Genomic DNA, 20,799 nt, shown 5'->3' with positions numbered 1-20,799 from the left:
GTACGGTAGAGGGCAGGGTCCGATAATAGGCCCTTACGTCAACACCGAGAACTCACCAGGGGGCTGAAATCGGCCCGCGGCGCCCCCAGAGGGCGTTACCAGGTTGTTCGGCGTCACGGCCTTGCCCGCATCGATCTGCAACAGGCCGAAAGCGAGCTGGAGGTCGCGCGTCACCGACTGGCCACCAGCTGGGGCGGCAGCATTCCGCACTTCGACGCGGTGCAGGGCGACCTGGAGAGCTGTGGCTCGCTCCCCGAACTGGAGCAGGTGACGAGCGACGCGAAGCAGGGTCCGCTGGCCGCGCTCTACCGCGCTCAGTTGCAGGCGGAGGACGGCGCGCTGCGTTTGGCGCGCGCCAGCCGCGTCCCGGACTTCACCTACGGAGTCGGAACGCGACGCCACGAGTTGCAGCGCGGGGACGCGCGTTTTCGTTGCCCGGATCGCTCCGGCCCGGGTCGGACATCCGGTTCCTTTCACCCACAAGTTGCGTTAGTCTCAAGAGGTCTCTCATGCCCAGCCGATCCCATCAACACGGGCCCGACCCGTTCCCGGACGCCCGTCGCAAGGTCCACGCGCCATGACGGCGTCTCCGGATCGCCTGCTTCCGGTGCATCGCGCCGTCTATCTCTCTTCTTTCTCGCTGTCGTTGGCGTTGGTCGCGCTCGTGCTACCGAGCGACGTTCGCTGGGGATGGCTGCTCCTGCCGCTGCTGGGCGTCTCCGTCGTCGGCACGGTCTGGATGGGCCGGCGCCACCGACGTGGACGCAGCGTCGGACCGTTCCTGATGCTGGCCATGCTCAACCTGATGCTGGTGGTCCCCGAGCTGGCACTACGGGTCGGCGGGTTTCGCTACGAGTCCGGAATCCAGTTCGGTTACCCGCGCCCCACAGACATGGTGCGCCTGCTTCCCGACAAGCGATTGTTCTGGAGACTGCCCAGCACGCGTTCCGACGTCAACTCGCTCGGTTTCCCAGGAGACGAACCTCGCATTCCGAAGCCGGAAGGGGCGTTTCGCATCGTGTTTCTCGGCGACTCGTGCACCTACCAGGGCTATCCGACCTTCGTGGGAGGGTTGCTCAACGAGCGTCGCCTCGGCGATCTGGAGATCGACATCGTCAACCTCTCCGTCTCCGGCTACTCGTCGCACCAGGGCCGGATCCTGGCAGACACGCTGGTACCGCGGCTCGAGCCGGACCTCGTGTTCGTCTACTACGGCTGGAACGACCACTGGCGGGCCTACGGCGACATCGACGCGGACAAGGTCGTCGATGTTCCACGCGGCCTGCGTGCGACACGGGGCTACCGAAAACTCTCGAACCTGCGACTGGCGCAATTCATCCGTTGGCTCGGCGCCACGCTACGGAGTCGACCGGACGCGTCTGCGGGCCGGGTTCGTGTTCCTGCGGATCACTACCGTGCCAACCTGACCGCGATCGCGAACGCGATGGCTGAGCTGGGCACGCCGACGGTGTTCGTCACGGCCCCGACGACGCACTACCGGCTCGGCGTTCCGCAGCCGCTGATCGACCGCGGCTTCGGCAGCGACGCCGACTCGATCGTGGATCTGCATCGCCGCTACAACGACATCGTGCGTACCGTGACCGACCGCGAGGGGGTTGCGCTGTTCGACCTCGAGCGACGGGTCATCGACTCGCCCGAACTCGACCGGCACTTCCTACGGGACGGGATCCACTTCTCGGATCCCGGAATGCAAGCGATGGCCGTTCTGTTCGCCGACCGGATCGAGGAGCTCGTTTCGGTCGGCGCGCGGCTAGCTGAACCCGAGTAGCCGGCCGCCCTGATAGACGACGAAGCTCATCACCCAGGCGAGGGTCGTCATGTAGGCCAGCAGGAATTCAGGCATCCTCCAGCTGCGGGTAAGCGGAACAAGCGCCCTTTTTCGAAACTCACGGAGTACGGGCACAGCGCCAGAGTCCGATAATAGGCCCTTACGTCAACACCGAGAACTCACCAGGGGGCTGAAATCGGCCCGCGGCGCCCCCAGAGGCGGGGCAGATAAGCGCGGTGCACAGGCGGCGGACACAACTCCCCGTGCGCGCCAACTAAAACGGCCGGAAGTGCCGTGTTGCCGGTACATTGTAAGGGCCTGTCGGCTCGGCTGACGGGAACCATGAGACTATCGATGATCCTGATCTTGGGACTGCTGGTTCTTGGCCCGGTCTGGGCGGGCACCCCGGATGGTTCGACACCACCAAACGAAGGCGTCTGCGATGTTCTCGCATACCACACGCCCGGCTTGTACGGCCTGTGCATTGCCTACTGCGAAGCCCACGATGCGGATCTTATTTCGCCCAATGGCGACCTCGAAAACCTCAACGTGCCGAACCGCAAGATTCTAGAAAACTATCGCAAGAAGATGAAAACGGGCGATCCGGACATGCCATGCGTCCAGACCCCGTGTCCCTGCTGGTCCGCCGAGGAATTAGCCGGGTTGCGCAGGCCGTCGAAGACCGACTCGGTTTTTTTCCAGAAGGATGCTGAGGCGCCGAATAATCTAACGAACATAGATGGATGGAAAATACAGTCTACGGAAGACTATCTTACGCGGGTTATTAGTGTCGGAGCCTTCGTCTCCCAACCAGCCTGTCAACTCCGAGATATTTGCGCCGACGGGAATTGTTTGAACGTCATTCGTTTGTTTTCGATCACACCAGAAGAGTTTGAGACGTGCGAATCCCAGGTCGCTTCATCGGCAGCCGATCGAGGGCTTGATCTAACCCAGCCAGATTGCGGGATTTAGTTCGACAAGCCCCATTACTAACCGTCCAGTCTGTCACGGCCCCGGCGGGCGATTTACGAGTCATGAGATCCCGGAGCTATGTCACCCGCGGCGCCCCTCGGGCGGGTGGATCGTGGCCAGCACCCGCATCGGCCCCTGGCACGCCGGGCATTCAAGCGCGTCCACCGCGAACATTCGCCGCGTCAACTCGGCCCAGGAGTAATTGCGGGTTCGATCCCCGCCGCCTCCACCAACGGTCGCCCTAGGGCTGCGGCAACTCACCACCCTCCAGCCACGGCGCGCCTGCGTCGACCAGCGCGCGGCCGAAGGCTTCGACGTCACGGGCGACCTGCTCGACCTCGCCGTGTAACTCACCGATCTCCCGTTGTGCGATCTCGAGGCTCTTGCGGATCGTCGGCGTCGGACCGTAGGTCGAGCGTTCGACGCCCAGTTGGACACTGAACAGCCGTGCGTTGATCGTCGGTTTCACCTTTTCGCCGGGCTCCTGTCGTGCGCGACTCCCGTTGAGGCGCGCGTCGAGGGTGTGCAGGCGCCCGCGTAGCTCGTGGTAGCGCATCTCGAGTTGAGGGTTCGCCTGGGACCACGCCAGCACGTCGGCCATGCGCTTGGTCTTCGCGAGCTGCCCTTTTAGATCGACCTGCATCGCCGTGAACAGGCGATAGCCCGACTCGAGCTCGCGCCAGAACTGGGCGACCTGCTGCGGGTCGGCTCCCTTCAGAGCCCCCTCGCGCAGCGGAACCACTTCAAACGTACGAGGCTCCGAAAGTTCGGTGACCTCACCGCCGACCTGGCGGGTCAATGTGACCGTGAAGGTGCCGGGCGCCACCATCAGGCCCCGCGGCGGCAGGCCCCACATCGGCGGCGGCGGCTCGACTTGCAGCATCGCTTTGGGACGCGGGTAGCGCAGATCCCAGGCCACACGATGGAAACCCTTCTTGGTCGGACCTTCGACACGTCGCACGATCTCGCCGGCAGCGTCGCGCACCGTGAGCCAGATCTTCGGCTGCGGCTCCCGGTGTTCGGCCTCGACCGCGTCCCAGCCCGGGAACGCCACGGCCGTCTTCTCCTCGACGGCGGTCTTCTCTGTCTCCTGGCGGGTAGCCTTCGCCGTCTTCAGATCTTCTTTCAGGTAGTAGGTGAACACGGAACCAAACGGCGGGTTCGGCGCGAGAAAGTGCGAGGCGCCCTGGTCGCCCTTGCCGGGGTCGAAACCGAGTGCCGAGCGAGGCACGTACCACCATGCCTTGCGGGTGCCGAACAACGTCGCCGGTTGCTCGAGCTGTTCGACCGAGACCTCTCGCAGCGGCGCGATGTCGTCGAGCACGTAGAATCCGCGGCCGAAGGAAGCGCCGACCAGGTCGTCTTCCCGGCGCTGGATGGCCAGGTCGCGGAACGAGATCGTCGGCACCCCGCCCTTGAGGCGCAGCCAACGAGTACCGCCGTCGACGGTGAAGTAGATGCCGAACTCCGTCCCCGCGAACAGCAACTCCCTGCGCTCGTGGTCCTGCACCACACGCCAGACCAGCGTGCGGTCGGGTAGATCGCCGCGAATCGACTTCCAGCTCTTGCCGTTGTCCGTCGACTTCAGCAGGTACGGCGTGTAGTCGCCGTACTTGTGGTTGTCCAGGGCCACAAACACCGTCTGCGCTTCGTAAAGCGAGGCCTTGATGTCGTTGACGAACGCCGTGTCGGGAACGCCCGGAAGGTCGCCGGCCTCGATCAGGCGCCAGTTCTCACCGCCGTCGGTCGTCACGTGGAGCCGGCCGTCGTCGGTGCCGGCCCACAGCAGACCCTCTTGCATCGGCGACTCGGCCAACGATGTGATCGTGTTGTAGTTCGACATCGCCAGGACGTCCCAGGCGTTGTCCCAGCTCTGCGTCGCGCCCATGATCGGCAACTCGAAGCGATCCTGGTCGCGCGTCAGGTCGCCCGACACCGCGCGCCACGAGTCCCCGCGGTCGTCGCTGCGCCACACACGCTGGGAAGCGAAGTACAACCGCGTCGGCTTGTGCGGACTGACCAGGATCGGCGCATCCCAGTTGAAACGCTCGTGATCCTCGCCTTCACCAGCCTGCGGCTGGACGTGCACGACCTCACCCGTGGTCAGGTCGACCCGCGAGAGGAAGCCTTCCTGGCGTTCGGCGTAAAGGATGTCCGGGTTGCCCGGCTCGGTGGCGGGCTGGTGGCCGTCCCAATCGAGCACGACCCGCCAGTCGGAGTTCTGGATGCCTTGCACGTTGTCGGTGCGCGATGGGCCGCCCTCGGTGCTGTTGTCCTGCGTGCCGCCGTAGATGTTGTAGAACGGCTCCGCGTCATCGAGGGCCAGCTTGTAGAACTGGGTTACCGGCAGGTTCTCCATGAACCGCCAGTTCTCAGCGAGGTCGAAACTCTCGTACAGCCCGCCGTCGCTTCCCATCAGCAAGTAGTCCGGATCGCTCGGTCGGAACGCCAGGGCGTGATTGTCTGAGTGCTTGTAGACCTCCTTGACGCGACGGAACGTCTTGCCGCCGTCGTCCGACACCTGCATGCGCACGCCTGCCAGGTAGAGGCGGTCGAAAGCGTGCGGCGAGGCGTAGAGTTCCTGGTAGTAATGCGGGCCCGTACCGCCGGCGACGGCCTCGGACATCTTGCTCCAGGTCGAACCGCGATCCGCCGAGCGGTAGACCGCACCCTTGCGACGGTCGAGCTCGATCGCCGCATACAGCACGTCGGGCTGCTGGGGCGAGATCGCCAGGCCGATCTTGCCCATGCGAGACTCCGGCAGGCCCTCGCTGAGAAGCTCCCAGGTCTCGCCGCCGTCGACGCTGCGGTGCAACCCCGTTCCCGGGCCGCCGCCCATGTAGCTGGCCACCGTGCGGTGACGCTGCCAGCTTGCGGCGTACAGGCGGTTCGGGTCGCGGGGGTCGATCACGATCTCGGTCGCTCCGACCCACGCGTCGTCACCGAGGGTGCGCTTCCAGCTCTCACCGCCGTCGGTCGTCTTGTAGACGCCGCGTTCGCCGCCCTTCGACCACAGCGGGCCCTGGGCGGCGACCCAGACCACGTCGGGATTCTCCGGGTGCACGACGATGCGCGAGATGTGTTCGGATTCCTTCAGGCCCTTGTTGGCCCAGTTCTTTCCACCGTCATGGCTGACGTAGATGCCGTCGCCGTAACCCACGTGTCGGCCGCCGACATTCTCACCCGTGCCGACCCACACGCGGTGCGGGTTCGACGGGTCGACCGTCACGCAGCCGATCGAGTACGACGACTGATCGTCGAACACCGGCGTGAACGTCACGCCCGCATTGACCGTCTTCCACACGCCGCCGGAACCGACGGCGACGTACCACAGGTTCTCGTCTTCGGGGTGGATCGCGACGTCCGCGATCCGTCCCGACATGAAGCCTGGCCCGAGGCTGCGAAGTTCGAGTCCCTCGAATGTTTTGGTCGACCAGACCGCGTCCTTCTTCGCCTCCGCGGCGAAACTCGTCACGAACGACGCGGCGACGAACGCCAGCACCAAGCCCAGTCTTACTTTTCGCTTCATATCGTTGAGTCTCCCGTTCGTAGATCAGGGAGTATAGCGAACCGCTGCCGACCGAAGTGTGAAGCGTGACGATCTACATCGATGGAGCGTTCTCCTCGTCTCCGGATCACGCCGGCGCCACGAGGCCGAAACGGCACCTGAAGTTCCGCGCCCGCCTCGCCGCACGCGCGCGACGGGGCGGAAATGGCGCCGTTATCAGCGCCGAGGTCTAGGACTTGCAGCGGCGGATCCGGCGACCGATGTTGTCCGAATGGGTCGCGTCATCATCGCCTGCTTCTTCGGTCTCGTGCTGCTCGCGGGCGGCCTCGTCGTCCGGCACTACCACGACTCGTATACGCCGACCCTGCGCCCTCGCGCCGAGGGCTGGCCACACATGCCGGCGCGGCATTACGAAGAGGAGCTGGGCGAGGCGGCCACCATGGTCCGCGACTACGTCTACTTCGGCGCACGACCGGGTGTGTCGGCCTCGGTGTTGACCGAGACCGATCCGCTCTTCTCGAAGCTGACGGCGACCCAGTTCCGCGACGTCTACAAGCAAACGATGACCGAGGCCTTCCCGGGCTCGAAGTTCGGCGACTGCCACGACGTCGAGACCGAGGACATCTTCTGGACCTGCATGGAACTCAACGACCACTCGGTCGACCCGGGCCGCAGGCAGCGGGCGTACTTCACTCGGCGCGGCAACAGCAACGTCCTGGTGCTGTTCACGTCGACGCCGCCGCAGAATTTCCGCTCGTTCGGCAGTACGAAGCGCTGGCTGGAAGACCTGGAGTGGAACGGGCCGGGGCTGACGCACGCATTCTGAGCGCCTGACGCGCTACAACGGACGGCCAAGCAATTCTATCCGCAACTCCAAGACTTCGCGATGAGGCTGAATTGGGCCCCGGGCGGTGCACTCGGCGGAATCGTCGGCCACGCCGTCAGTTGTGCTGTCCATAGCCCCCCGGCAGTCGAGCACCACTCGTTCGGGCGTTGTGGAGCTTCGGGACGGTCGATGTGATTACATCGTGCCGATCAAGTTAATGAACGCCCCATTGTGATCATAGTCGAGGTCGGTCAAATCGTCCGAGAAGTCGGTGAAGTTGTAGCCGGCCCCGACCTTGAAATGCTTGCCGAACGAACGGTAGATCGCCCCCAGCGCGCCGCTGCGCTGCTGGTCGATGTCCGGAAGGCTCAACGAGCGCAGCTCGAAAAGCGTCTCCCACTTCTCCAGGAAAGCGAAGTCGGCCCGCAGGACGATTAGCTGAGCGGAGTTGTCGAAGAACTCGCGGTTCACGCGGTCGAGGCTGACCTGGCCCAGCCGGTACGCGACCTTGCCGCCGAGTGACCAGCGCGCCGTCAGATCGTAGGTCACGTCGAGCGCGGCGATGTGACTTTTCTGGATGTACTCGACCGAAGTGCTGGAGAATGTCACCTGGTCCGACGTCGGAACGTTGTAGAAGTAGGTGTACTTGGCCAGCGCGCTCAGCCGGTCGTTCGCGACGGGCCGGTAGGCCCAGCCGAACACGAACTCGGTGTAACCGCCGTCGAAGAACGAGCCCTCGGAGCTGTCGCTCGTCGAGTGGTCGAGCTTGCCGAGCAGACGCCAGTCGTCGGATACTTGGTACTTGACGTTGTTGCGGAACAGCCAGACCGAACGCTCGGTCAGCGTCGCGTCGGGCCGTTGTGCCTCGTCGTTGCGGTACTCGACGGTGCTCGCGAATTGCACGTTCTCGAGTCCGTAGCCGACGCGGATGCCGGCTGCGTGGCGCTCGGTCTCGGCGGCGGTGCGTGCATCGAACAGCGAGCCGACCTCGGCATTCGCGCCAAGCGTCCAGCGCTCGGTCGCGCCGTAGCGGATCCCCGCCGCGTGCGTCAGGCCGGTCAGGGTCCCGCCGTTACGGTAGCGTTGCTCGACGTAAACGCTCGAGCTGTCGGAAAGACGGTTCTTCACGCCCGAGACCAGCGTGCCGCGACGGGCGCGACGCCCGTTGTCGGTCCGCTCGTTCTCGAGCGAGTAGTTCAGGTAGAGGCGAGTCGCTTCGGTGTAGAGCAAGCCCGTGCCGACCCGAATCCCGGGGCCAAGGTCGCCGCCGGACAGTTCGCCGTCGATCTTGAGACGATCGCTTAAGCGGTACGTGCCGCCCACGCCGACGCGGTTGTTGTCCTCGCGTCCGCCCTCGGCGTCGAGAGTGCCCTGCGCGAAGCCATAGACGCGCCACGTCGCCTGCGGGTCGTAGCTCAATTGCACGACCGCATCGGTTCGCTCGCCGAGTTCCTGGGTCGCGACGGGGATGGGCGAGGCATCCTCGCGCAGGTCGTTGCGAATGCCGCCGCGCAGTTTCCACGCGTCGCTCAGGTCGAAGCCGAGGTTCACCTCTACCGCGCGGGTTTCGACACCCTCCGTCTCCGTACGCCGGTCCGCCTTGGCCGCCAGGCTCAGTCGGTCCGAGATTCGCATGCCGAACGTGCCGCCGATCTGCTCGGTATCGCGTAGCGCGGCTTGTCCGGGGGCGGAGTACCCGGCGTCCATGGTCTGCGCATAAAGCGTGAGGCGGCCGTTTGCGTTCTCGAAAACTTCGCCGAGTCCGATGCTGACGTCGGCGCGATACGCGGTCGCGTCGGCGTCGACGAACGTGGTGTCGGCCGGGCCAGCGAACTCGAATCCGCCGTCGTTCGAGTCGAGCAGGCGAGTGACGAGACCCTCGCTGCGGCTCGCCTGGAGCTTCAGCCAGCTATCGGTGCTCGCCCGCACGATCAGATCGGCTGCGCCGAGGTTACTGTCGGCGTCGTCCTCCTCGTTGACGTTCGCCGTCGCGCCGAGTCGGACGTGGTCGTTGAACCAATAGTGCGCCTGGCCACCGACGGCGACCGCGTCGAGCTCATCGAAGCCGGGGGTGTACTCGTAGCGCGCAACGAGGTGCGCCTCGTCTCCGCTCAGGCCGCTTGCGCGGACGAGCAGATTGTCCTCGGCAGTCGACGAGAGTGGCTCGGTCAGTAGCACGCGGCCCTGGAGGTAGTCGATGTCGTAGTCGGTGCCGGGACGCAGATCGACGACGCCGTTGACGAGTCCCGATGCCTTGTCGCGTAGCTCGATGCGCAGGCGCTCCGAGCCCACCAGGATATCTTGATGGCGCAGCCAGTACAGCGACCCTCCGGTTCCGCGGAAGCGCTCGTGGCTACCGATCGTCCCCGGTTCGGCCGCGAACGCGTCAACGGCCAGTGTCTTCTCTCCGAAGCTCGTCGTTGTGTCGGACTCGTAGTGACCGTTCGCTCCGTAGAGCCCGCGATCGACGTGGGCCAGTTCGTTGCCGAGGTAGTCGACCTCGAAGTTGCCCCAGACGCCGTAGTTCTCGCCGCGGCTCATCTTGACGTAGAGCTTGCCCTGTGTAGGTGCGGTCTCCTCGACGACGCTGTCGTCGCCAAAGGTCGGGTAGTGGTCTTCCGGGTCGAGGCGTCGGAACAGCGCGTCAGGCGACTTGTCGAGGAAGTTGCTGAACAGCTCATCGACCGGTCCCTCGCGCGTGTCTGCGCTTGCCGTCAGGCGCCAGCGGTTCTTTAGCTCGCCGTCGACATAGAACGCCAGGCGGCCGTCGAAGGACGAATCGGCCGGTTGGGTTGCGTTATTGCCTTCGAGCAGTTCGGCGGGGCCGCTCGAGCTCGACGCGGACAGCGTGAGATCCGCCATCCCGACCATGAACAAGTCGCGACCGCCGAACTCGAGGTCGCGCAGGTAGAGACTGCCGTTCCCGTCAGCGTCGAGCACCGCAACTTCGACCGTGTGGGCACCGGGCGGGAGGATCTCCTCGGCAATGAACGCGCCGCTGTCATCAACCGGTACTTGACGGCCCGCGACCCAGACTGTGTGGCCCGCGGGGATCGCGCCACCGCGCACGGTGACGGTGCCGCCTTCGACCGGAATCTTCCCACGAACCAGTGCGGACTCGCCGTAGGCGGTCGAATCCGAGGCCGGGTTCGGCATCGCCTCGGCCCCCGCGTAGAGCCACAGCGGGCGGGGCTCCGTTTCGTCGTACCGACCCCTGGAGTCGTATACGCGCAGAACGTAACGCAACTCGCGCACGGGTCCCGCGGTCGGCTCGAGGGACACCGGCCACTCGGCGCGACCCGTTTCGTCAACGACGGCGATCGCAATCGGCGACGCACTCGGAGACTGTCCCGGCTCGAGGATGCGTACTTCGGCACGCTCGATGAAGCTGGAGTAGTTGTCGTACGCGCGGAATCGAACGACCGGGGCATACGCACCGTGAAACGCGATCGACGACGGCGTCGCCGCGACGGCCAGCCGGCGACGCGATTCGAGGTTGTCGAAGCGGAAGCTTATGTCAACCGAGTCGAGTGCCACGTCGGTGCAGCGCTGAACATCGGACGAGCTGCGTTGGGGATCGTCGATCGGGTCGCCGTCGACCGTGATTCGCATGACGTTCAGTTCGTAGGGACTCTTCGGAGTCAGTTCGCGCGTTATCGGCGTCACGTCCACGCCATCCCAGTCGTCGATCGGTTGCGGCTCGTCGTAAACGACCTGGACACGTACGAACGAACTCTCGCCCTGGATGAAGCCGGCGTTGACGACATCGTCAGACTGCACGTAGCCACGACCCTCGTGCTCGCCGTTCGCGCCGGTCAGAAGCGGGTGTTGCATCACGATCTCGCGTGCACGTCGTGCTCGGGCCGCGGACAGGCCGATATCGTCACCGTAGACCGACGCCGTGCGCCGGTCGAGGTGCGCGTTCTCCGTGTAACCGACGAATCGCACCCGCGGATTGTCGCGGTCGGCGACATCCCCCAGCGCACGCTGGAGGGTCGACGCGAGCCCGACAGGCACCGTCGGTTGACCGTTCTCGAGCTCGAGCGTATCGATCCGGCCCCACGGCGGATCGTAGACCCTCGTGACGAACTCGTCACCGGAGTCATCGGGGCAGGGGCCGGGTTCTTCGGGCAACTCCTGGAGCGGGTCGTCGTACCAGAACTCCACTTCTACGCGGCGGTTGAGCGCTTGCCCGTGGGCAGTCGCGTTCGACGCGATCGGGCGTGCCGCTCCTCGACCGTCGCTTTCGACCCTGGCACTCGGAAGCGCCAACGCCTCTTGCATCGCAAGTGCGACGCGGAGAGCCCGCGACTTCGATAGCGACAGGTGATCGCCGTAGATGCGTTCCACGCGGCCCGTAAGCGGGGCATCGTCGGTGTAACCGATAAAGCGCGCGGCAACATTCGTCTTGCCACGGAGGTTGTCGAGCACCTGGCTGACCTGGCGGACAAACTCTGTGGGGATCGGCGTGCTTTCGTCGACGAAGCGGAGCGGGACCACGAGATTGCGAACCCGCGCTCGTCGCGCGTGGCCTTCGAGGTAGCGCAACTTACAGACGGTCTCCATCCGGCAGACCTTGACGCGCCGTATATCGTCCGAGACGACGATCTCCTCGTCTCGCTTTGCATCGCGGGCCTCGTCGTACCAGAGTTCGACCTCGACGCGACGATTCTGCGCGCGGCCCGACTCGTTCAGATTGGACGCGATCGGATCCGTGTCGCCCAACCACTCGTAGCTGATGGCTTCGGGGGCCAGATCGAGGATGTTCTTGAAGTGCTCGGCGACCTCTCCTGCGCGTTCGCGCGACAGGCCCGCATTGTCTCCGAACACACGCACGAGCGAGTCCGAAAGCGGTTGCGAATCGGCGTGGCCGACGAAGTGCACCCGCACGTTGCGGCGGTGGCGCATGCCGTCGAGCAGGCGATTCAGCTTGTCCACGTAGTTCGGGGGGATGTCGGCGACGCCGGACTCGAACCGGATCGGCGGCATCACGTTCTTCAGCTTGACTGTCTCGAACGCTTCTGCATCGACCTGCCGGGTCTCGAGCCGGTCACCGCGCTCGACATCTAGCAGAGTGGGATCGTGAGACCAACGGCGGAACGTCTGATCGACCGACAGATGGCGTTCGACGGATTCGCCCGGCGACGCCGTATCGACAGACTCCGCGAACGCAGGCATCACAGCGGCGAGAATAGCGAGCAACAGGAACGGCGAGGTGTACTTCATGTCGTCACCTCCCGCCCTTCGAACGCACGACAGACCGTTCGGGTGGCCCGCCGAGGCGCCAGAAGATTTCGGGCTCGATCGTCAGCGGGTACGGTGTCCCGGACGCCTCCCAGGCCTCGGTGACGCGGCGGTGAATCGCCTCCATCCGCCGCTCGACAAGCCTGAGTTCTTCCGTGTCTGCGACGTACGACAGGCGCAACAGCGACGGCGCCTTTCGCAACTCGTCGAGCAGCCGTTCGATGCGCGGCCGCCACTGGACGCGTACCTCGGTCGCATCGGGCTCGAACGCGGCGTCCGATAGGTCGATGCCGACCACACGATGGATCGTCGCGCCGAATGCGATGCGCAGCGCCTTGCCGCGTGTCGCGCGCTTTACCTGTACCGCATCGGTAGTTAAGCGGAATCCGCTCGGCAGCGTGCGATCGTCCAGCTTGAGAACGAATGTGCTGCCGCGGTTCTCGTTGGGCACGATCGCGCAGGTTATATGGTAGCGGCCGTGCTCGTCCGTCGTCGCGCGCAGTCCACGCGGGGTGACGACGCGCACGCCGGCAATACCGAGCTCGCCTTCGTCCTGAATCCCGTTGCGATCGACATCGTCGAAGACGCGGCCGATCACATCGGTGCAATCGAACGTCGGGTCCGGAACGACCCGCACGGTCGCGGTCGCCTCGCCCGAGATCTGGGTGCCGCTGAAGGCGTTGACGACGGTCACACGGTTGACGAACGATCCGTCGCCGACGCCGGCGCCGACCGTCAGCAATAGGTCGAAGGTGCGCGTCTCGAGACCCGCGATCGTCAGGCCGTTCCAGCGCAGTTCGCGTCCAAGCACCGTCGGCTCGGCCGGAACGCCGTCCAGTAGCGCCGAGCCCTCGACGTAGACGAAGCCCGGAGGGATCGTATCGACGACATCGGCGTCGGTCAGTAGTGAGCCGGAGAGGTTGTTCAAGACGATGCGATACGGCACTTGCTGGCCGCGTGTCACGGTTCGCAGCGGTGAGGTCTTCGTCAGCGCCAGCGTCCCGCCCAGCACCGGATCGACCGGCACGTGATTGTTGAAGATCTGGCTGGATCCCGGTGCACGTGTGCCGTCGAACATCAGGCGCAGGTGATAGTTCGTCCCGGTCGTTCGCGGCGGCACCGCGGCACCGGGCGCAAACTCGGACGGCTGCACCTCGCAGAACTGGGCGGTCGCCGGAACCGTATCGTCGATGGAGCCCGGGCAGGTCGGCACCACGAACGCCGCAGTCGCCGCTCCACTCGTCGGCGGGATGATCTGCGAGGCTCCCACGAACGTCCCGGAGCTCGCCGGCGCCCGAACATCGAGGAGGTATTCCGCGCCGCTCGGGCAGGCCGAGTCGCCGAAGTTGAGGTCGAACTTGTAGTACCCGTCCGGCAGCGTCACTTGTCCCTGCTGCGCGGGGTCGTCGAAGCAGGCGCCGGGCAGCGGGGTCCCGCTGCCGGCATCGAGCAGCGTCAAGGTGACGCCGGGGACCGGCACCCGCGAGAGTGAGTTGTAGACCACGCCGTTGGGATCGATCGGCAGGTTCAGACCCTGCAGTGTGGCGTCGGGCGGGACGACGATGTCGGATATGCGGTGCATCCCGTCGGTAAACGCCGAGTCGGCGTCGCCCAACGCTGCCGAGGACGGTCCAGCGCCGGGCGCCAGGAAGCGAACCTCGTAGGCGATCCCGGTACCCTGATTCGGATCGAGGCCGACGATTCGCCAATCGCCGTCGACATCGGTCGGTACCGTCAGAACTCGCACGCCGTCGCGGTAGAGCTCGACAGACCAGCCGCCGAGACGTCGCTCGCCGGCGTCGCGGACATCGTCGAAGTTGGCGTCGTGCCACACGCTGCCGTTGACGGTCGATACTCCCGGAATGCCGCCGACGACGAACGAGACGCTCGCACTGGCGTTGCGGATCGGGTTGTTCCAGGTGACGACACCGGTATTCGTCACGGTCGTGCCCTGCACGAGACCCGGGTCGAGAATCGTCCGGAAGCGGAGGGTTACCACCTCGCCCGGCGCCAGCTCGCCACGGGCCGACGCGTAATCGGCCGTGATCGTCGAGCCGCTGAAGCTCACACCCGCTGTCGCTCCGTTCATGGTCGCGCTGCCCGGTACGTAGGCAAGCTGTCCCGGTTGTGGAGCGTCGAGGTCGTCGGTGATCACAACGCCTAATGCCGGGACCGCGCCGATATTGGTGACGCGTACGAGATATTCGAGTTCTGCGCCCGGGACGGCCGGCCCGCCGCCGACCACTGCGACCTGTTTCGTGATGGCCAATTGCTGCACGTCGCCGACCACCACGACCGTCGGCTCGGGGCCGGTGGTCGGGTCGCCGTCGCCGTCGGTGAGCACGTCGGGAAGCTCGGTGCTCGAGACCGTCGCCTGGTTGCTGATCACGGTCCCGGTCGGCGTGCCCGCGGCGACCCGTAGGTCGAACTGCACGGTGGCGGCCGAGTTCGCGGCGAGCGTGCCGATCGACACCCCGGCAATAAGCGGGAAGACCCCACCGTCCGGTTGGCCGTACGGCGTGCCGTCGAGCAATGTCGTGTCGGCGACGTAGGACGTGTCCGCAGGCACGTTGTCGGTGAGCACGATGCCGGTCGCGTCGATCGCCGCAGAGTTCTGAACGACGATCGTGTAGCGCAGCACGTCTCCGGGGTCAACGATTCCCGGTGTGCCGAGATCGCCGAACAGCTGGACACTCTTCTCGGCATAGATCAGCGGCAGGTTGCCGACGACGTCTTGCGTCGGGTCGTCGGCGATCGGGGTCGTTGGATCATCCGACGGCTGGTCGACGACACCACCTTGCACGGCGCTGACGAATCCCTGGTTCGAGATGATCGTGCCGTCCAGGACTCCGGGGTCGACGATCACGTCGAACGTGATCGTGGCGACCGCAGCCGGGTCGGCCGGCATCGTTCCCGGCGTCGGGTCGGCCGGTGTGTTGATCGGCATCCCGTTGACCAGCGGCGACAGGCCGCCGATGTCGGCAACCGGCGCTCCGTTCAATGTTGTGCTGCCCGGGACGTAGGACGTGTTGACCGGCACCGCGTCACGCAGCACGGCATCCACGGCTTCGGCGTCGCCGACGTTGCGGACGGTGATCGTGTACCGCAGCGTCTCGCCGGCCAGCAGGACCGCGGGATCGCCGGTGAGATCCGCCGAGATCTTCTGCACCTCGAACGCCGGAGACGACACGATCGTGATCCGCGTCGGGTCCTCGTCTCCCGCAACGTCCGGTGACGCCGCGCCGTTGACGAACGGGTCGTCGCTGGGCGCGACGAGCGAGCCGCCCGAGTCGAATAGCGACGCCTGGTTCGTTGCGATCGTTCCGTCGGGAATCGTCGCGGCCAGTGTGATGTCGAACTCGATGACCACCTCGCCGCCCGTCGGCGTCGACAGGTTTCGGACGTCGATCACGCCGGTCCCTGCGGCGCCACCGATGGCGGAGGTGCCGCTGGTGTCGGCGCCCGCGGGGACGGTGACGAGCGACAGCGTGCCGGGGACGAACACCGGCGATACGTTGAGCGCGTCGGGTTCGTCGACGATCGAGAAGTTCGTAAGCGAGTCGTCGGTCGTGCGGAAGCGCAGCGTGTAGCGCAGTGTGTCGCCGGGCGCGGCGGTCGTGGCGGGGTTGGCCCCCGACGCGAGGTTGGCAACCGTCTTCTCGAAGAAGAAGCCGGTCAGGTCGGCGTTGACGGTGTGCGCGTCCTGGTGATCCGCCGTCCCGACGGTGCCGTCAGTCAGCACGCGGTCGTAGACGATGCGGTCGCTGACCCCGTCGTCGCCATTGAACCAGCGGATGGCGCCGGCGACGTTGGTCAGCGGGACGCCGTCCTGGGTGTCGCCGTCGAGTTGAGTACGGTAGCGGATGACCATTCGCTCGTCCGCTTCGATGGAGGCATTCGCGGTCGTCGTGACGATCTCGAGTCGGCAGGTGGGGGCGCCCGCCCAGGTCACTGTGTAGTCCGCACCCTCGACGAGCGGTCCCTTGCCCGGGACCGGGGTGACGCCGTCGGCGGCGAACACACGCGCGCTCAGGATCTCCGGCGCGAGATCGCACATCCCGCCGGTCGGACCGTCGGGCAGCAGGTCGCGCAGGGTGGTGTCCCAGGCTTCGGACAGCCCGGCATTGTGGACATCGAGCACGAACTCGCCCCACTCGGCGAGGTTCATCGTGGCGGGGCCGGTCTTGGTGACGACCAACTCGGGTGCGGCGATCGTCAGCGGCTCGGAGATGCCCCATTCGCCGGGGAGCGGCTCGTAGAAGATGCCCTCGATCAGGCGGCCGAAGCTCCAGCGTGCGGTGTTGACGAACTGCGTGCCGGATGCGTTGGTCGGCGTGTCTTCAAGGACCACCGTCAGTTCGACGACGAACTGCCGCCCGGCATCGACGATGGGGATGTTGTCGAAGGTCAGCACGCCGCCGACGTTCGAGAACGTGAGGGGCACGGGCGTGTTGTCGTCAAGCCAGTAGGCGACATGGCCGAGATAGGTCAGATCGACACCGGTTTCGTTCAGGTCGTCGACGACCGTGATGCCGTGGAGGTCGTTGGGCGATCCGTCGAGCTGGATGACTGTTTCGGTCGCGGGGTCGAACAGGACCGGGATCGTAAGCGTCCATGTGAAGGGGACGCCAACGGAGACAACCGGCGGCCCCGGCGGATTGTCCTTCTCGATCTTTTCGACGGGGATCAGGAGGTTTTGACAGTCCTCCTGGATCGTCGTTGACGAGCCGTTCGTAAACCAGATCTTGTGGCCCAACACCGAGTTGCAGGACATCTGGCCGGTGTGGACGACGTTGTCGAAGACGATCAGCCAGCGTTCCTGGGTCTGGCCGGGCTGCGTGAAGAAGCTGAAGTTGGTCGTCAGCGGGTTGGAGGCCGGGAAGTTTCGGATCGTGCAGTTGCCGTCGATCTGGACCTGGGACGGAGGGATCGGGTCGACGAAGCCGTCGATCACTCCGCCGAATGCCTGGCACGCAGAGACGTCGAGCGACGAACCCGCCATGACGGCGAAGAGCGCCAGCGACAGGAGAATCGCTCTCCTGCCGTCCCATCTCCTTCGATCATGAACACTGCTAGTCATTGATGTCCTCGAGCCGCTCGCCGCGCGATGGGATCGCCGGGACACGACACCGAGGCATCCAGGACGCTCGGTGGCTGATTCCGGCGGTCCCGCTGTCCTAAGGCCTGCTCGAGGCCCGTTAGACCGGTGACTTTGCGTCCCCGCCTTTCGACGGGTTTGCCCTTGTCAAAATCGCTCGCTTGTCAGCGGATCAGATAGTCCTCTCCATCGTTGGTTTGTTCTCGCTTCATGCTTTCGGCAAGAAATCGATCGGGTAGACGATTGTCATTGCATCGACGCCTTCCTTCGCGCCGAAGTTGATCATTCGGACGCGGTTCACGACCTGCGTGGCCAGGTCCGATGCGTTGATCGTGGTGGACTCGAGATCGCACATCGAAACGCTGCCGTCGGGCTCGATCGTCAATCGCAGAACCATCTGTCCTCGCAGCGTCGGGTCGTTCCGCAGCTCGCGATTGTAAAGACGATAGAATGCTGCCTTGTAGCGGTCGAAGACTATCTGGATCTCCTCGTCGGTGCGGGTCGAGCCATGGCCGCCACCCGCACGCGGACGGTCGCCGCCCCCTCCGCCGATCGAATCGATCGAACTGCTCTGTCGCCCGATCTGCACACCGTGCATGCCGCCGCCGCCTCCCGGGCCACCACCACCCCCACCGCCGACATTCCGACTGAGGGACGAAATGTTGATCCCGCCACTCGACCCGGGCGCGTTCGTCGTCAACATCGAACGCGACGGCGCCTCCGCGGCGCTCGAATCGCTGGCGATGCCGTAGCGTGCATCGGCGCCGAGTTTCGGTGCGACCTTGTCCTTCGCGAGGCCCGCAAACTTGTCTTTGAAGGCGAGGATGCCTGCCGTTCGCACCTGCGTCCGGGGGCCCGGCGCAGCGACGGACGGCTTGGCTGGCGCCAGCTCGTCGGTCTTCGTCGACGGTTCCGGCAGCGCCTGCGCGATCGCGTCGGGTTCGTTGGGTTGCTCGCTCGGCTCGGGTGGCTCTTCCGGTTTCGGTTTCTCGGCCTCGTCGCGTTGCTCCGGCTTATCGATCGGCGCCGGCGGCGGCGGCGCGAGGCGCGCCTTCTCCTCGCGGACGAGTTGCGCGAGCCGCCGAGGGATGTCCTCGGGCACGAATCTCTCCGGGATCGGCAGCGGGATCCACGGGAGCAGCGCCCCGAGCAGCATGCTGGTCATCAGCGCACCGCCGAGCGAGCGGCGGAAGCGCCGGTCGTCTTCGCCGCCCCGGGCCCACGGCATCCGCGACTTGCGGGCCGGCAGTGGATTTACTTCACGTTCGATGACCCATTCGTTCTTACGCCGCTCTTCCTCTTTCCGGAGGTAGTAGAGATCCGCGCCGAGCATCTCGAGGTCCTGCTCTTCGCCGGCGATTCCGTCGAGGATCTCGCGGCGCTGGTCGTCCAGCGCGTCGACCCGTTCGCGGAACGCAGCGATGCGGCCGCGGGCCTCGCGCAATCGGTTGGATACGCCGTCGCGGTCGAAGTCTTCGCCCCAGAACAGGGCGGCCACCCCACAATCGCCTAGTTTCTCAAGGGACGAGCACGCCTTTTCCAGCAGCTCGTGGTGCATCCGTTGCGGCGCGAGTGCATCGACGTTCTCGTCGACGACGCGCAGGTCGTCGGTCAGCGTCTGCACCCGGCTGCGAACTTCTTCGGCGCGTGCGCGTAACTCGTGATGGTCGTTAGAGTTCATCAATTACACCTGATCGGAGGGGCCCGTCGGGGGTTCCTCGGACTTCTGCGTCACGGCCAGCGAAACGCGTGTGTAACCCTCGGCCGTGCAAGTAGCCATGATCTTCTTCAGCACACGGAACGGAATCGTCCGATCCGCGAGCACCGTCACCTCCTGACTCTCGGCAACGGCCCGGGTGCTCAGCCCGATCACGCTCTCGCTCAGTTCCGCAAGTCGGGCACGGATCGGCTCGACGCCGGCACCGGTGTCCGAATCGATTTCGGCGACGAGCGCGACGGGATCTCCCTGCACCAAGACGGTCTCGGTGCCGACGAAGATCACCACCGTCTCTCGCGGCTTGGCATCGACGATCGACTCCGGCAGGGTGATCTGCTTTGGTTGTTGCAGTGTCTCGACGGACGCTGAGTTGATCATCAGGAAGAACACGAGGACCGTGAAAACGTCCATCAATGAAGTCAGGTTCAACTTCGGCAGGCCGCGCTTGTTGCGCTTCATCCGTCTGAGGCGTCGTGAGCTCTTCACGGTGCGTCTCCTATGGAAATGGCCGTGAACAGTTCCGCGCGGACGGGGTGTTCGCTGTCCTCCAGCTCGACGGTGCGCACGACATCCATCACCTGAATCAGGTGGTCGTACTCGATGTCGGGCTCGAGAAGAACTGAGGCGTCTTCTTTATCGGGATACTGGCGCTTGATCTCGACGAGATAGTCGGAGAGCGTCGGCAGATCGTAGCGGTCGCCAATGTTGGGAATCGCGGCGATGACCTGCATTCCGTCCATGATCTCGAGTCCCTCGTGGCGAACGACAACCTCGACCCGAAAGGTCGGTGCGGAGGCGTCGTTACTCTTCGCGCTGGGAAGGTCGAGCTCGACGATTGTGATCCGCGAGAAGACCGCTGTGATCAGCAAGAACGGCACGAGCACGACCATCAGGTTCATGAACGTCGTCATGTCGAGCTCGGGCACCTCTTTCTGGCGCCGCCGGTAGTGGTGTGCTCTAGCCATGTCGTTACGCCGTGGCCTGACGCTTGGCCATCGACGTGATGACGTTCAGCGCCTTGATGGAAGCCATTTCGAGGCTGTCGACAATCTCGCTGGTCTTGGTCGTCAGTACGGTGTGTACGACCAGCAGCGGAATCGCGGTGATCAGCCCGAACGCCGTCGTGTTCATCGCGACCGAGATGCTGGCCGACAACAGGTCCGCCTTTTCGGCCGGGTTGGCACCGGCCACCGCCGTGAAGGCATGGATCAAGCCGATAATCGTGCCGAGCAAACCGAGTAGCGTTGCGATGCTGGCGCCGAGTGCGACGTAGGCCGTTCGCTTCTCGAGCTGAGGGATGATCTCCATCATTCCCTCCTCCATCGCGATCTCGATGTCCTCACGGTGACGGACGGCGCCCTGTCTTGCCAGGCCCAACGACAGGAGGCGCGAGACGGTGGAATCGTCCTTGCTCGTCATCTCGCGCGCCTTGTCGAACTCACCCTTCGCCAGGGCCGGTTGCAGGCGGCTCCACATGCCGGCATTGCGCTTCTTGATGCCATTGAGCGTGATGAAACGCTCGACTGCGATCGCGACGCCGACCGAGAACACGATCAGGATGGGGTACATAAACGGTCCCCCGGAAACGAAAAATCTCACCACGGAGTACAAGCCATCCATCGTCACACCTCCTGCAGTACGCCGG

At 65.1% G+C, this 20,799-nt stretch carries 12 protein-coding genes and 1 riboswitch; of the genes, 4 read left to right on the top strand and 8 right to left on the bottom strand.

Annotated features, from left to right (window positions below; genetic code table 11):
• Positions 1-33: 33 nt before the first annotated feature.
• Positions 34-174 (bottom strand): hypothetical protein, encoded by a 141-nt coding sequence (locus OES25_03625; GenBank protein ID MDH3626727.1) that lies wholly within the window; start codon positions 172-174, stop codon positions 34-36.
• Between the two features lie 403 nt (positions 175-577).
• Between OES25_03625 and OES25_03620 the strand changes: the two genes are divergently transcribed.
• Positions 578-1,789 (top strand): GDSL-type esterase/lipase family protein, encoded by a 1,212-nt coding sequence (locus OES25_03620; GenBank protein MDH3626726.1) that lies wholly within the window; start codon positions 578-580, stop codon positions 1,787-1,789.
• A 354-nt stretch (positions 1,790-2,143) separates the two neighbouring features.
• A complete protein-coding gene (locus tag OES25_03615) occupies positions 2,144-2,761 on the top strand; it encodes a hypothetical protein (protein MDH3626725.1) in 618 nt (205 codons plus the stop codon).
• A 241-nt stretch (positions 2,762-3,002) separates the two neighbouring features.
• Here OES25_03615 and OES25_03610 read toward each other — a convergent pair whose 3' ends face one another.
• Positions 3,003-6,290 carry a glycosyl hydrolase gene (locus tag OES25_03610; GenBank protein MDH3626724.1) on the bottom strand — a complete coding sequence of 1,096 codons (3,288 nt, stop codon included), beginning with the start codon at positions 6,288-6,290 and terminating at the stop codon, positions 3,003-3,005.
• A gap of 65 nt (positions 6,291-6,355) precedes the next feature.
• Between OES25_03610 and OES25_03605 the strand changes: the two genes are divergently transcribed.
• Positions 6,356-6,502, top strand: coding sequence for a hypothetical protein (locus OES25_03605; GenBank protein MDH3626723.1), 147 nt, complete (start codon positions 6,356-6,358; stop codon positions 6,500-6,502).
• Between the two features lie 38 nt (positions 6,503-6,540).
• Positions 6,541-7,095, top strand: a complete 555-nt coding sequence (locus OES25_03600) for a hypothetical protein (GenBank protein ID MDH3626722.1) — start codon at positions 6,541-6,543, stop codon at positions 7,093-7,095.
• Positions 7,096-7,290: 195 nt separating this feature from the next.
• Here the strand turns inward: OES25_03600 and OES25_03595 are convergent, their stop codons facing one another.
• From OES25_03595 to OES25_03570, 6 genes are all read right to left on the bottom strand, one after another.
• Entirely contained in the window at positions 7,291-12,321 is a 5,031-nt protein-coding gene (locus OES25_03595; protein ID MDH3626721.1) for an OmpA family protein, read from the bottom strand.
• A 4-nt stretch (positions 12,322-12,325) separates the two neighbouring features.
• Positions 12,326-17,419: a hypothetical protein gene (locus OES25_03590; GenBank protein ID MDH3626720.1), complete on the bottom strand. Its 5,094-nt coding sequence runs from the start codon at positions 17,417-17,419 to the stop codon at positions 12,326-12,328.
• A 79-nt stretch (positions 17,420-17,498) separates the two neighbouring features.
• Positions 17,499-17,590, bottom strand: a riboswitch (cyclic di-GMP riboswitch).
• Between the two features lie 55 nt (positions 17,591-17,645).
• Positions 17,646-19,118: an AgmX/PglI C-terminal domain-containing protein gene (locus tag OES25_03585; GenBank protein MDH3626719.1), complete on the bottom strand. Its 1,473-nt coding sequence runs from the start codon at positions 19,116-19,118 to the stop codon at positions 17,646-17,648.
• Between the two features lie 3 nt (positions 19,119-19,121).
• Positions 19,122-19,640 (bottom strand): biopolymer transporter ExbD, encoded by a 519-nt coding sequence (locus OES25_03580; GenBank protein MDH3626718.1) that lies wholly within the window; start codon positions 19,638-19,640, stop codon positions 19,122-19,124.
• On the bottom strand, positions 19,637-20,119 hold the full coding sequence (locus OES25_03575; GenBank protein MDH3626717.1) for a biopolymer transporter ExbD: 483 nt from the start codon (positions 20,117-20,119) through the stop codon (positions 19,637-19,639). The genes OES25_03580 and OES25_03575 overlap by 4 nt, the downstream gene beginning before the upstream one ends.
• A 4-nt stretch (positions 20,120-20,123) precedes the next feature.
• Positions 20,124-20,774, bottom strand: a complete 651-nt coding sequence (locus OES25_03570; GenBank protein MDH3626716.1) for a MotA/TolQ/ExbB proton channel family protein — start codon at positions 20,772-20,774, stop codon at positions 20,124-20,126.
• Positions 20,775-20,799 lie beyond the last annotated feature (25 nt).

The organism is Acidobacteriota bacterium, assembly GCA_029861955.1.
Classification (GTDB): Bacteria; Acidobacteriota; Polarisedimenticolia; order Polarisedimenticolales; family Polarisedimenticolaceae; genus JAOTYK01.
Note: the sequence above shows the minus strand (reverse complement) of the source record. Positions and strands in the feature narration are given on the sequence as shown.